This is a genomic window from Micromonospora sp. NPDC047730, assembly GCF_043204765.1.
In the GTDB taxonomy this organism is placed as follows: domain Bacteria; phylum Actinomycetota; class Actinomycetes; order Mycobacteriales; family Micromonosporaceae; genus Micromonospora.
This window is the reverse complement of the sequence record NZ_JBIDCU010000003.1, coordinates 162,196-174,767: the sequence shown is the minus strand read 5'-3', so window position 1 is coordinate 174,767 and position 12,572 is coordinate 162,196. Positions and strand designations below refer to the sequence as shown.

Here is a 12,572-nt window from a genome sequence, read left to right as displayed (position 1 = left end):
TGTGGCCCGCCGTGCCCGGCTCCGGGCGGTCAGGCTTGATCCCTGCGCCGGGCACGGCGGGCCACACCCCGTCGGTGGTCGCGCGCCGTCCGTGCCTGGCTGTCCGTTGTCCGGCATTGGCCGTCGGGGAGGCCCGTCGGGACGCCCGTCGGGAGGCGACGGCGATGCGTTGGCGAGCTGTCGACCGCGAGGTCACGGCCCGTCGGCCCGCTCTTGACCGGGCCGGTGGGTGGGTGCGGTGGGCGCTGTCGAGCTGCCCCATCTGTGGGACCACCCGTCACACCAGGCTCGATCACCTGCCGCGGCACGTGTGCCCCATCTGTGAGGGCAGCTCGACAGCGGCCGGGCGATGGGACCCGTGGGGTCCGGTTCGGGGTGTGACCGGGGGCATCGTGGGGGCGGAATCGTGGCCGGGGCGGGGTCGTTACACCCTGCGTACGGCCGAGCAAGACCGCGCCGCCCTCGGCGGGCTGGCGTGCAGGCCCCCGGAATGTTGGTGGGCCGCCGGTCGTTACACATGGTCCCGGCCGATGAAGGGGCGACCCCCTCGCCCCGCGACACGGGCCACTCCCGGTCTCCAGATGGCCGGTCTGATTCTTCCCGGCGCGTGACGCGCCGGATCCCCCGATTTCTTGAGCGCCGGACGGTGCTTGCACCCTCGCTGAACCCCCCTTCGGCGTGTGGTGCCAACCCCCGAATGGAGCATCCTGATGAACACGATCCTGCGTAAGAGCGTTCTTGGTGTTGCTGGTCTGGCTTTTGCCGGTGGTGTGTTCGCCGGTCCGGCTGCTGCTCACGCCGCCCCGACGGTCGAGTCGGGTAAGCCCGTGGCGGTGGCGGTGCAGGCTGACAAGCCGGCCGTGGACAAGACGAAGCTGATCCCGCATGGCGTGCAGGGCGCGCAGTCGCGCATCGACCTGACCGACGAGCAGGTCGCCAACGCCAAGGCGATCATCGCGGCGACGAAGAAGGCCGGGATGGACGAGCGGGCCGCGGTGGTGTCGATCGCGACGGCGTTGCAGGAGTCGAAGCTGGAGAACCTGGGTCATCTGGGTGACCGCAACGACCACGACTCGCAGGGCCTGTTCCAGCAGCGCCCGTCGAGCGGTTGGGGCACGGTCGAGCAGATCACCGACCCGGAGTACTCGACGACGGCGTTCCTGAAGGGTCTGAAGCAGGTCGACGGGTGGCAGGACATGCCGCTGACCGAGGCCGCGCAGACGGTGCAGGTGTCGGCGTACCCGGACCACTACGCCCAGTGGGAGCAGCAGGCCGCCGACCTGGTGGCCGAGCACTGGAACAGCTGACACACAGACATTCACCACAAGGGGGATCGCTGGCCGGCACCCGACACGGGCGCCGGCCAGCGGCACATCTCCACCACCGACGACGGCCGGCACCCCACGCGGGGTGGCCGGCCGTCGGTGCGTACGAGGGTCAGACGCGGAAGCCGGCGGCCCGGGCCGCCTGACGTTCGCGGCGTCGGTCGGACCGGCGACGCAGGAACCAGACGACGAAGAGGACCAGCCCGAGCAGGAACGCCAGCACCAGCACCGGCAGGATGATCGCCACCATCGACATGACCACGCTGGTGGCGTCCTCGGCGGTGCTGGCCACCGGGGCACCGACGCCGGCCGTGGTCGCGTTGACGACTGGTCGGGCGGCGGACTTCAGCAGGTGCACGCCGAGGGCGATCAGCACCCCGGTCACCACCGGGACCCACTGGTGGGAGGAGAAGAAGCTCCCCGGGTCGCTCACCGTCACCGTCTCCGACGACGAGCCCGCGCCGAAGGCCAGGCCACCAGCGGTGGGCCGGACCACGGTCTGCACCACGTCGTTGACGTGGTCGACCACGGGCACCTTGTCGGCCACGACCTCGATGACCAGCAGCACCGCCAGGATGGCGAGCACCCAGCCGTTGCCGAGCCACTGCCAGCCGGCGGGCAGGTCGATCAGGCTGGTGTGGCGGGCCAGCAACCCCATGGTGAGCAGGGGGATGTAGGCGTTCAGCCCCGCTGAGGCGGCGAGGCCGGTACCGGTGAGAACTTCGAGCACCGACTCAGCATCCCACCGCCACGCCAGTGCCGCTCGGTGGCGCGGGCCGGGGCCTCCGCTACCCTCGTCGGGTGCGGTTGGTGATTGCGAAGTGCTCGGTGGACTACGTCGGACGGCTCTCGGCCCACCTGCCGCCGGCCACCCGGTTGCTGATGGTGAAGGCGGACGGGTCGGTGTCGATCCACGCCGACGACCGGGCGTACAAGCCGCTGAACTGGATGAGCCCGCCCTGCCGGCTGGAGGAGGCCCCCGGCGTCTGGCGGGTCGTCAACAAGGCCGGCGAGGAGCTGCGGATCACCCTGGAGGAGATCTTCCAGGACACCTCGTACGAGCTGGGCGTCGACCCGGGCCTGCGCAAGGACGGCGTGGAGGCGCACCTCCAGGAGCTGCTGGCGGCCAACCCGGAGACCCTCGGCGAGGGGTTCACGCTGGTCCGCCGGGAGTACATGACGGCCATCGGCCCGGTGGACCTGCTCTGTCGGGACGCCAACCAGGGTGCCGTGGCGGTGGAGGTGAAGCGGCGCGGCGAGATCGACGGCGTGGAGCAGCTCACCCGATACCTGGAGCTGATGAACCGCGACCCGCTGCTCGCGCCCGTCGCCGGGGTGTTCGCCGCGCAGGAGATCAAGCCGCAGGCCAGGGTGCTCGCCACCGACCGGGGCATCCGCTGCGTCGTCGTGGACTACGACAAGCTGCGCGGCATCGAGCGGGACGAACTCACCCTCTTCTGACGCCCTCCGCCCCAGGGCTCACCGGCCGTACATCGCCTTGATGGCCCTGACGAGCCGGGCGACGTCGGCCGGCGTCCGCTCGAAGGTCGTGGAGGCCAGCAGCGACCGGGCCCGCCGGCGGGTGATCGCCTTGGCGCGGCTGAACTCGCGCAGCCCGTCCTCGCCGTGGATGCGGCCGAAGCCGGAGTCGCCGACGCCGCCGAACGGCAGCGTGGACATCCCGGCGAAGGTCAGCGTCGAGTTGACCGACGCCATCCCCGAGCGCAGCCGCCGGGCGATCGCCACCGCGCGCCGCCGGCCGAAGACCGAACCCCCCAGGCCGTACGACAGGGCGTTGGCCCGGGCGACGGCCTCGTCGGCGTCGCGGACCCGGTTGACGGTCAGGGTCGGGCCGAAGGTCTCCTCGCGTACGGCGAGTGAGTCCTCCGGGACGTCCACCAGCACGGTCGGGCGCACGTACGGCGGCTGCACCGCGTCGGCGCCGCCCAGCACCGCCCGGCCGCCCCGGGCCAGCGCGTCGTCGATGTGCCGGCGGATCACGTCGAGCTGGCTCGGCATGGTGATCGGGCCGATGTCGGCGTCGTCGGGGCCGACGGTCAACCGGCCGGCCCGCTCGACCACCTTCCCGACGAAGGCGTCGAAAACCGGCTCGACCGCGTAGACCCGCTCGATGCCGATGCAGGTCTGGCCGGCGTTGGTGAGCGCGCCCCAGACGCAGGCCTCGGCGGCAGCGTCCAGGTCGGCGTCGGCGTCGACGATCATCGCGTCCTTGCCGCCCGCCTCCAGCAGCACGGGCGTCAACGACTCGGCGCAGGCCGCCATCACCTTCCTGGCGGTGGCGGACGAGCCGGTGAAGGCCACCTTGCCCACCCCGGAGCGGCAGAGTGCGGCGCCGACGTCGCCGAGCCCGTGCACCGCGGTGAACACCGGGTGCTCCGGCACCACCTCGGCGAACGTGTCGACCAGCCACTGCCCGACGGCGGGGGTGTACTCGCTGGGCTTCAGCACCACGGCGTTCCCGGCCGCGAGCGCGTACGCGACGGAGCCGATCGGGGTGAAGACGGGATAGTTCCACGGCCCGATCACGCCGATCACCCCGTGCGGCTGGTATTCGAGGTGGGCGGAGAACTCGGCCAGGACGAGCCGCGAGCGGACCCGGCGGGGGCCCAGCACCCGGCGGGCGTTGCGGGCCGCCCAGTCGACGTGCTCGACGGCGCTGACGATCTCCACGACGGCGTCGGCCAACGGCTTGCCGCCCTCGGCGTGCACCAGCTCGGCCAGCTCCTCGATCCGCCGGGCGAGCAGGGCCCGCCACCGCAGCAGCCGCTCCCTGCGCCCGGCGAAGCCGAGCCCGGCCCACCACTCGCCGGCCGGGCGGGCGCGGTCGACCGCCCGCGCGACGTCCTCGGCGGTCGCCACCGGCAGGCGGCCGACCTCCGCGCCGGTCGCCGGGCTCGTCGACACCAGCCGACCGTCCTCGATGACCGGGGTTCCCGGGGCATGCACAGCCGTCATGACGGAAGTCTAGACCTGAGGATTACTCGCCGGTAGGTGGCGCGCCCGCTGGTTCCGGTCCGCCGGGTCGCCCGTACGGAAGAGGTCATGGCCCGCCGTCCGGCCTCGTTGAACGCGGTGGTGCCCGATTCCGTGGACATGGTCGGGGCGTCCGGCCGGCCGGGACTGTTTTGCGGTCCTTGTCAGCCGGTGGACGCCGAACCGGCGAACGGGAGGTGTCCGGCCGGGGGTGTGGAGGTGACCGCCCGGCGGTCGAGGGCGACCACCGTGTGGTGGCAGGCTGACGCGCGGGGTGACCGTGCGGGGTGGGGGGCTGACTGTCCATGGAGGAGCGTCCGGAACTGATGCCGTTGCTGACGGTGGCGGGTGGGGCGATGCGGGGGCTGAGTTTCCGGGTCGGCCCGGTGCGGCAGGTGATCGGCCGGGTGCCGACGGCCGACGTCGTCGTGCCCGACGCGCACCTGAGCCGCCGGCACGCCGAGGTCTGGCTGACGGACGAGGGCGCCTGCCTGGTGGACCTGGGCTCGACCAACGGCACCTGGCTGAACGACCGGCGGATCACCGGCGTGGAGCGGTTGGCCGACGGGGACGTGATCCGGGTCGGGCGCACGGAGCTGCGCCTCTTCGACCCGGGCGTGGCGCGGACCGATCCGGTGGGGCTCAGCTTCGGCCAGCCGCGCCGGGACCACCGCCCGACGCTGCCGCTGCCGATCGCGACCCCGGCCCTCCCGGGCGCCGACCCCCTCGTGACCCCCGCCCGGCAGGCTGCCCAGCCGGTGCCGCCGCTGTCGGCCGCGATGCCGGCCCTCCAGGGTCCCGACGCGGTGCCGCCGCTGCCGGTGGGCGCGCTGGGGCCCGCCCCGTCCTGACCTGTCGCCGCACACCTCCCGACCACCGAACATGGTGAAAGGGCCCATGGACGCGGCCGGGGCGTCGTGGCAGCATGCCGCGGATGGAGACCGGACAGCAGCTCGTGTCGGCGAATGGGATCACCCAGGCGGTGCGGGTGGCCGGGCCGCCGGACGGCGTGCCCGTGCTGCTGGTCCACGGCAACTGCTCGTCCGCGGCGTTCTGGGAGCCGCTGGTGCGGCGGCTGCCGGACACCCTCCGGGTGGTCGCGCCCGACCTGCGGGGCTACGGGTACACCGACACCGCCCCGGTGGACGCGACCCGGGGGTTGACCGACTTCTCCGACGACCTCGCCGCGCTGCTGGACGAGCCGTCCCTGTTCGCGCCCGGCGCCCGGCCGGTGGTGGTCGGGCACTCGTTGGGCGGGGGAGTGGCCATGCGGCTGCTGGTCGACCACCCCGACCGGGTGGCCGCGCTGCTGCTCGCCGCGCCGGTCTCGCCGTACGGCTTCGGGGGCACGCGCGACCTGGCCGGTACGCCCACCACGCCCGACTTCGCCGGCACCGGGGCGGGCACGGCCAACGCGGAGTTCGTCAAGCGGCTGGCCGCCGGCGACCGGGGCGCGGACAGCCAGGCCAGCCCGCGCAACGTGCTGCGGGCCACCTACGTGGCGGACCCGGCCTCGCTCGGCGACGACGAGGAACTGCTGCTGGACACCCTCCTCACCACCGCGACGGGCGACGACAACTATCCGGGCACGGCGGTGGACTCGGCGAACTGGCCCGGCACCGCCCCGGGCCGGCGCGGCGTGCTCAACGCGCTCTCCCCGGCGTACTTCCGGGTCGCCGACGAACTCGTGGCCGTCGCCGGCAAGCCGCCGGTCACCTGGATCCACGGGGACGCCGACGTGATCGTCTCGGACACCTCGCTGTTCGACCTGGCCCACCTGGGCTCGCTCGGCGCGGTGCCGGGCTGGCCGGGGGCGGATGCCTGCCCGGCGCAGCCGATGGTGGGGCAGACCCGGGTGGTGCTGGAGCGTTACGCGGCGGCCGGCGGCGCGTACCGGGAGGTGCTGCTGCCCGGCTGTGGGCACAGCCCGCACCTGGAGCGGCCGGCCGAGTTCGTCGCCGAGTTGCTCCGGCTGACCGGCCGGGCGGCCTGACGACGGGCGGCCCGACGACGGGCCGCACCGCTCGTGAAATACCCCACCGCGTCTCGACAACCGAACGTCACGTGGCAGACTCGCGCGCATAACCTTAGTGGCCGTTCACGCGGCTGTGCGGAGCATTGGGGAGGCCGGTCGTGGCGCGCGAGTTCACCAGCGTGGGCGTTGTGGGTCTGGGCACCATGGGTGCCGGCATCGTCGAGGTATTCGCGCGCAACGGCGTCGACGTCGTCGCGGTCGAGATCTCCGAGGGCGCGCTGGAGCGCGGCCGGGCCACCCTGACCGGCTCGACGGACCGGGCCGTGGCCAAGGGCAAGCTCGCCGAGGCGGACCGGGACGCGCTGCTGAGCCGGGTCCACTGGCAGGTCGGGCTGGACGCGCTGCACTCGGTGGACCTCGTCATCGAGGCGGTGCCTGAGCACCTGGACCTCAAGCAGCGGATCTTCGCCGAGCTGGACCGGGTCTGCAAGCCCGAGGCGATCCTGGCCACCAACACCTCGTCGCTGAGCGTCACCGAGATCTCCGTCGCCACCAGCCGGCCCAACCAGGTGATCGGCATCCACTTCTTCAACCCGGCCCCGGTCATGAAGCTCGTCGAGGTCGTCCGGACGGTGGTCACCTCCGCCGACGTGGTCGCGGACGTGGAGGCGCTCTGCGACCGGCTCGGCAAGGTCGACGTCACCATCAACGACCGCGCCGGCTTCATCGCCAACGCGCTGCTCTTCGGCTATCTCAACCACGCCGTCGGCATGTTCGAGTCGCACTACGCCAGCCGTGAGGACATCGACGCGGCCATGAAGCTCGGCTGCGGCCTGCCGATGGGCCCGCTGGCGCTGATGGACCTGATCGGCCTGGACACCGCGTACGAGATCCTGGACACCATGTACCGGCGCGGCGGCCGGGACCGCCGGCACGCCCCCGTGCCGCTGATCAAGCAGATGGTCACCGCCGGGCTGCTCGGCCGCAAGTCCGGCCGGGGCTTCTACACCTACGAGCGGCCTGGCTCCCCGAAGGTCGTACCGGACGAGCGGACGCCCGTGGCGGCGGAGCCGGCGCTGGCCGACGGCGCGCGGGCCATCGCGAAGGTGGGCGTGGTGGGCTCCGGGACGATGGCCACCGGCATCATCGAGGTCTTCGCCAAGGCCGGCTACGAGGTCGTTTCGGTGACCCGGGGCGCGGAGAAGTCCGCGAAGGTCTGCGAGGCGGTCAAGACCTCGCTCAACAAGGGCGTGGTGCGCGGCAAGCTCAGCGAGGACGACCGGGATGCCGCGCTCGGCCGGGTCAACTGGTCGGCCACCCTGGAGCACCTCGCGGACGTCGACCTCGTGGTCGAGGCCGTGGTGGAGGAGCTGAGCGTCAAGAAGGCCCTCTTCGCCAGCCTCGACGAGATCTGCAAGCCGGGCGTCGTGCTCGCCACCACCACCTCGTCGCTGCCGGTGATCGACGTCGCGATGGCCACCCAGCGGCCCGCCGACGTGGTCGGGTTGCACTTCTTCAACCCGGCCCCCGTCATGCCGCTGGTCGAGATCGTGCAGACCATCCGGACGTCGGCCGAGACGACCGCCACCGCCCGCGCCGTCTGCGCCGCGCTGGGCAAGACGGGCGTGGTCTGCGGCGACCGGTCCGGCTTCGTCGTCAACGCGCTGCTCTTCCCGTACCTCAACGACGCGGTCAAGATGCTGGAGGCCAGCTACTCCACCGCCGACGACATCGACTACGCGATGAAGCTGGGCTGCGGCTACCCGATGGGCCCGTTCGAGCTGCTCGACGTGGTCGGCCTGGACGTCTCGCTGGCCATCCAGCGGGAGCTCTACCTGGAGCTGCGTGAGCCGGGCTTCGCGCCCGCCCCGCTGCTGGAGCACCTGGTCACGGCCGGCTACCTGGGTCGCAAGAGCGGCCGCGGCTTCCGCGACCACACCCGTCGCTGAGCGGGTCAACGCCCGGCGCCGGTGACGGCGTCTGCATGGTGTGACCTTCGAGGAGTACGTCAGCAGCCGCGGGCCGGCCCTGATCCGGCTGGCCCGGCTGCTGACCGGGGACGAGCACCGGGCCGAGGACCTCACCCAGGACGTCCTCGCCCGCGCGTACGTGCACTGGCGGCGGATCGCCAGGGCGGACCGGCCCGACGTGTACGTGCGCCGGATGCTGGTCAACGCCAACCACTCCTGGTGGCGCCGGCGTACGAACCGGGAACTGGCGACGGCCGACTTCGCCGAGCGGCCGCAGCGCGGCGACCTCGGCGGCGAGACCGCCGACCGGGACGCGATGTGGCGGCTCGTCCTCGGGCTGCCGGAACGCCAGCGGGCGGTGCTCGTGCTGCGCTACTACGAGGACCTCGACGACGCGACCATCGCCCAGATCCTGGACTGCTCGCCGGTCACCGTCCGCACCCATGCCATGCGGGCGCTCACCCACCTCCGGGAGCGCTGCGGCCTCCCGACGACGAACGGGAGCCGGTCGTGACCGACCTCGACGAGCGGATCGTACGGGCGCTGCGCGAGCGCGCCGAGGGGGCGGTGGACACCGACCGGCTGACGGCGCGTGCCGTCGCCGGGGGACAGGCCCGCCGCCGTCGTCGTCGGGCCGGCGCGGGGGTCGCGGTGGGCCTGGTGGCGGTGCTCGGCCTGACCGTCGGCACCGGCGCCGGCTGGCTGGAGGGGGTACGCCCACCGCACGCCGCCGCGCCGGGAACCTCTGCGGTGACGCCACCCGGGGCGGACGACGTACCGGGGGCCGCGAGCCGGCCCGACCTGGTGGGCACGGATCCGCAGGTGCTGCACTTCGGGTTGGACCCGGCACGGGCCCGCTATCTGGGCTGGGAGGTCTGGTCGGGGGTGGAGGTGGTCCGGGCCGACGTCGGCGGGGGCCGGGCGGTCACCGTCGAGCTGACCACCTCCGCCGCCGCGCTCATGCACGATGTGGTCAACGGAATGACGGTCGAGGAGGCCTACGACGGCAGCGACCGCCGGCACCGGGGCAGGGGAGACACGCCCAGCTGGGTCCGGCTCTGGCAACCGGCCCGCGGCCTGTACGCCCGGGCCACCGTGACCGCCGCCACCGCCCGGGAGGTCGACGTGGCGGTCCGCGCCCTCCGGCTGGGCGACGCGCGCCGCTGCGACGGTCCGGTGCGGCTGACCACGCTGCCCACCGGCGCCCGGCTCACCGGCTGTCGGGTCGAGGCGGACTCCTTCCCCGACACGCTGCGGGTGTCGCTGCGGGTGACCGCGAACGAGCAGCGGCAGATGACCGTGTCCTTCGAGTACGCGAGCAGTATCGCCAGCAGCCAGACCGAGGGGAACCGGACGATCGCCGGCCGGCCCGCCTACCGTTACCCGCAGGGCGAGCAACTGGAGCTGCTCGGATTCCCGAAGGCCCACCTGGTGGCCGACTTCGGCTGGCCCTTCGACGGCTTCACCGAGCAGGACGCCGCCCTCGTACTCGGCGGGGCGCGGGTGGCCGAGGACCCGATCCGCCCGGAGACCTGGGACTGACCGGTCGTGCGCCCGTGCCGGGCCGGCCCACAGGTCGGCCCGTACGCTTGGTAGGCGTGAGCCCCCGTCGCAACCGACCCCGCCGCGATGACACCGCCCACCTCGACTCCGACCGGGCCCGGCAGGGCGTCGCCTCGGTGCAGCAGTGGCGCGACGGCGAGTGGCAGGTGCGCGGGATCAGCGGCGGGGCGTCCACCAAGACGTACCGCTGCCCGGGCTGCGACCAGGAGATCCGGCCCGGGGTGGCGCACCTGGTGGCGTGGCCGGCCGACGGGCGGGGCGACCTGACGGACCGGCGGCACTGGCACAGTGGCTGCTGGCGCGCCCGGGACCGGCGCGGGCCGGTCGTCCAGCGCGGTCGCGGCGCCCCCCGGTACGGCTGAGCGATCTGGATCACCCTGTTTCCGCCCCGCCCGGCGGCCGCCGGGCGCACGGGTGAGACTGGACGGGTGAGCACACCGATCCGCGCGTCCACCATCCTGCCCGGGCATCGCGAGGACATCGAGCTGCACACCGCGGACGGACTGCGGCTGGTCGGCGAGCTGGCCCGACCGCTGGACCGGGAGCCGGTGGGCACCCTCGTCTGCCTGCACCCGCTGCCCACCCACGGCGGGATGATGGACAGCCACGTGTTCCGCAAGGCGGCGTGGCGCCTGCCGGCCCTGGCCGACCTGGCGGTGCTCCGCTTCAACACGCGGGGCACCAGCAGCCTGCGCGGCACCAGTGAGGGCACCTTCGACAACGCCGTCGGCGAGCGTTTCGACGTCGCCGCCGCCATCGAGTACGCCGAGTTCGCCGAGCTGCCGAACATCTGGCTGCTCGGCTGGTCGTTCGGCACCGACCTGACCCTGAGGTACGGCTGCGACCCGGCGGTCACCGGGGCGATCCTGCTCTCCCCGCCGCTGCGCTACTCCACCCCGGCGGACCTCGACCACTGGGCGGAGTCCGGCAAGCCGCTGACCGCCCTGGTGCCGGAGTTCGACGACTACCTGCGCCCCGACGAGGCGCGGGAACGCTTCGCGGCGGTGCCGCAGGCCGAGGTGGTCGGGGTGCCCGGCGCGAAGCACCTCTGGGTCGGCGACGCCGAGACCGTGCTGGACGAGGTGGTCCGCCGGGTCGCCCCGGCCGCCGCCGTGCCGCTGCCGACCGCCTGGGACGGCCCGGTGGAGACCGGCGACGTCAGCGCGTACGCCGACCGCACGGTGGCCTCCTTCGCCGACCGCCCGGTGCCCGGCCCGCCCGCGGGCCAGGCCGGCTGACCCGCCCACGGGCCGGGGCGGTCGTCGTGGTCCCGGCCGGGGTCAACGGGACTCCTGCCGGGGCAGGATCACCTCCCGCAGGATGAGCTGGAACGCGGCCACCGCCGGGATCGCGATCAGCGCGCCCACCACGCCCAGCAGGGACACGCCGAGCAGGGCGGCGACCAGGGCGGCCACCTCGTTGACCGCCACCGACCGGCGCATGACCTTGGGATAGATCAGGTAGTTCTCCACCTGCTGGTAGATCAGGAAGAACACCACGCAGGCGATGCCGACCGGCAGGTCGGTGGCGAAGCCGACCAGGCTGACGATCACCGCGCCCAGCGTGGCGCCGATCTGCGGAATGAGGTCGGTCACCGCGACCACCACGGCCAGCGCGAACGGGTACGGCAGCCCGACGGCCAGCGCGAAGACGAACGTGGTCGCCCCGGCCAGCACGGCGATGCTGAGCGCGCCCACCATGTACGCGCCGACCTTGGCCAGGATCTCGTCGCCGATCAGCCGCACCCGCTCCCGGCGGGACCGGGGCACCAGCGAGTAGCCCAGGTCGCGGAGCCGGTCGAAGTAGACCAGGAAGTAGATCGTCAGCACCAGCACGGTCAGCCCCCGGAACACCGTGCCGAAGACCATCTGGGCCCCGCCGAGCACCCCGCCGAGCGCCCGCCCGATCGTGGCCGGGTTCGCCGCGTTCTGCAGCCGTTCCATCAGGTCGTACCGCTCCACCAGTTCGTTGACCGTCCGGTTGCGGCGCAACTCCTCCAGGTAGCTCGGCAACTGGTCCACGAACTGCCCGGTCTGCGTGACGATCGGCGGCACCAGGGCGAACACGCCGCCGCAGAGGAGCAGCACGACCGTCAGCGCGACCGTCGCCACCGCCGCGCCGTGCGGCAGCCCCCAGGACCGCAGCCGGACCACGGCGGGGTGCAGGCCCACGGCGAGGAAGAGCGCGATGAGCACCAGGACGAGGATTCCGGCCGCGTTGCGCAGGCCCAGATAGAGGGCGTACGCGAGCAGAACCCCGGCCGCACCCGTGAAGCCGACCAGGAAGCTGCTGCGCCGCAGCGGTCGCCCCGGCCTGCCGAACCGTCCCGGCCCGACGGCCGGGGGCTCGTCGCCGCCCGGCGCCGACGCCGGGCCCTCGGTCACCGCCCCGGCCCGTTCCTGCTCGGCGGCCCGTCCCCACCCGGGCTCGGCCGTCCCTTCTGGCTCGGCGTCCCGCCTCCGTCCCGGGTCGTCGGCCCCCTCCGGCTCGGCGGCCCGCGTCCGTCCCGGGTCGTCGGCCCGCACCGGCTCGGCGGCCGTCCCGGCCGGGTCCGGGGTGGCCCCCCGCTCCCGGTCGGCGCCCGACGCCGAGGGTCCGTCCTGTGCCATCCGGACCTCCCTGATCGACTTCCGCCGGCGCCTGCCGGCCCCCGGGCGCGGGGACCCCAGGTCCGGGGGCTCCGATCAGGAGCGTAGTGGTCGTCAGGGCGCCGGACCGACCCCGTCCGTCCCTCGGGTCGCATCG

Annotated in this window: 12 protein-coding genes; 9 read left to right on the top strand and 3 right to left on the bottom strand. The window is 73.6% G+C overall.

The genetic code is table 11. The features are described 5' to 3' along the window. Positions 1-710: 710 nt before the first annotated feature. Entirely contained in the window at positions 711-1,307 is a 597-nt protein-coding gene (locus tag ACGF5G_RS10100) for a hypothetical protein (protein ID WP_393260988.1), read from the top strand. A gap of 130 nt (positions 1,308-1,437) precedes the next feature. Here ACGF5G_RS10100 and ACGF5G_RS10095 read toward each other — a convergent pair whose 3' ends face one another. Then, the gene (locus ACGF5G_RS10095; protein ID WP_393260986.1) at positions 1,438-2,055 is read right to left on the bottom strand and encodes a DUF4126 domain-containing protein; all 618 of its coding nucleotides are present in this window, start codon (positions 2,053-2,055) and stop codon (positions 1,438-1,440) included. A 71-nt stretch (positions 2,056-2,126) separates the two neighbouring features. Here ACGF5G_RS10095 and nucS point away from each other — a divergent pair, with 71 nt between their 5' ends. Next, the gene (nucS, locus tag ACGF5G_RS10090; protein ID WP_076472317.1) at positions 2,127-2,786 is read left to right on the top strand and encodes an endonuclease NucS; all 660 of its coding nucleotides are present in this window, start codon (positions 2,127-2,129) and stop codon (positions 2,784-2,786) included. A gap of 18 nt (positions 2,787-2,804) precedes the next feature. Here the strand turns inward: nucS and ACGF5G_RS10085 are convergent, their stop codons facing one another. Then, positions 2,805-4,301, bottom strand: coding sequence for an aldehyde dehydrogenase family protein (locus tag ACGF5G_RS10085; RefSeq protein WP_393260984.1), 1,497 nt, complete (start codon positions 4,299-4,301; stop codon positions 2,805-2,807). Positions 4,302-4,624: 323 nt separating this feature from the next. Between ACGF5G_RS10085 and ACGF5G_RS10080 the strand changes: the two genes are divergently transcribed. The 7 genes from ACGF5G_RS10080 (at position 4,625) to ACGF5G_RS10050 (ending at position 11,065) form a co-directional block, all read left to right on the top strand. Then, the gene (locus ACGF5G_RS10080) at positions 4,625-5,170 is read left to right on the top strand and encodes an FHA domain-containing protein (RefSeq protein ID WP_393260982.1); all 546 of its coding nucleotides are present in this window, start codon (positions 4,625-4,627) and stop codon (positions 5,168-5,170) included. 74 nt (positions 5,171-5,244) lie between these two features. Further along, positions 5,245-6,312, top strand: a complete 1,068-nt coding sequence (locus tag ACGF5G_RS10075; protein ID WP_393260980.1) for an alpha/beta fold hydrolase — start codon at positions 5,245-5,247, stop codon at positions 6,310-6,312. A 140-nt stretch (positions 6,313-6,452) separates the two neighbouring features. Then, entirely contained in the window at positions 6,453-8,243 is a 1,791-nt protein-coding gene (locus tag ACGF5G_RS10070) for a 3-hydroxyacyl-CoA dehydrogenase family protein (RefSeq protein WP_393260979.1), read from the top strand. 40 nt (positions 8,244-8,283) lie between these two features. Next, positions 8,284-8,778 (top strand): SigE family RNA polymerase sigma factor, encoded by a 495-nt coding sequence (locus ACGF5G_RS10065; protein WP_393260977.1) that lies wholly within the window; start codon positions 8,284-8,286, stop codon positions 8,776-8,778. Beyond that, the gene (locus tag ACGF5G_RS10060; RefSeq protein WP_393260975.1) at positions 8,775-9,806 is read left to right on the top strand and encodes a hypothetical protein; all 1,032 of its coding nucleotides are present in this window, start codon (positions 8,775-8,777) and stop codon (positions 9,804-9,806) included. Before ACGF5G_RS10065 ends, ACGF5G_RS10060 begins: the two co-directional genes overlap by 4 nt. Positions 9,807-9,862: 56 nt before the next feature. Then, the gene (locus ACGF5G_RS10055) at positions 9,863-10,189 is read left to right on the top strand and encodes a hypothetical protein (RefSeq protein ID WP_393260973.1); all 327 of its coding nucleotides are present in this window, start codon (positions 9,863-9,865) and stop codon (positions 10,187-10,189) included. A gap of 66 nt (positions 10,190-10,255) precedes the next feature. Continuing rightward, positions 10,256-11,065, top strand: a complete 810-nt coding sequence (locus ACGF5G_RS10050; protein WP_393260971.1) for an alpha/beta hydrolase — start codon at positions 10,256-10,258, stop codon at positions 11,063-11,065. A 42-nt stretch (positions 11,066-11,107) separates the two neighbouring features. Here ACGF5G_RS10050 and ACGF5G_RS10045 read toward each other — a convergent pair whose 3' ends face one another. Next, the gene (locus ACGF5G_RS10045) at positions 11,108-12,436 is read right to left on the bottom strand and encodes an AI-2E family transporter (protein ID WP_393260969.1); all 1,329 of its coding nucleotides are present in this window, start codon (positions 12,434-12,436) and stop codon (positions 11,108-11,110) included. Positions 12,437-12,572 lie beyond the last annotated feature (136 nt).

Excerpts from the sequence above, each read along its gene's own strand:
- ACGF5G_RS10100 (WP_393260988.1), top strand. The coding sequence starts at position 711 with ATGAACACGATCCTGCGTAAGAGCGTTCTTGGTGTTGCTGGTCTGGCT.
- ACGF5G_RS10085 (WP_393260984.1), bottom strand. The coding sequence starts at position 4,301 with ATGACGGCTGTGCATGCCCCGGGAACCCCGGTCATCGAGGACGGTCGG.
- ACGF5G_RS10080 (WP_393260982.1), top strand. The coding sequence starts at position 4,625 with ATGGAGGAGCGTCCGGAACTGATGCCGTTGCTGACGGTGGCGGGTGGG.
- ACGF5G_RS10075 (WP_393260980.1), top strand. The coding sequence starts at position 5,245 with ATGCCGCGGATGGAGACCGGACAGCAGCTCGTGTCGGCGAATGGGATC.
- ACGF5G_RS10045 (WP_393260969.1), bottom strand. The coding sequence starts at position 12,436 with ATGGCACAGGACGGACCCTCGGCGTCGGGCGCCGACCGGGAGCGGGGG.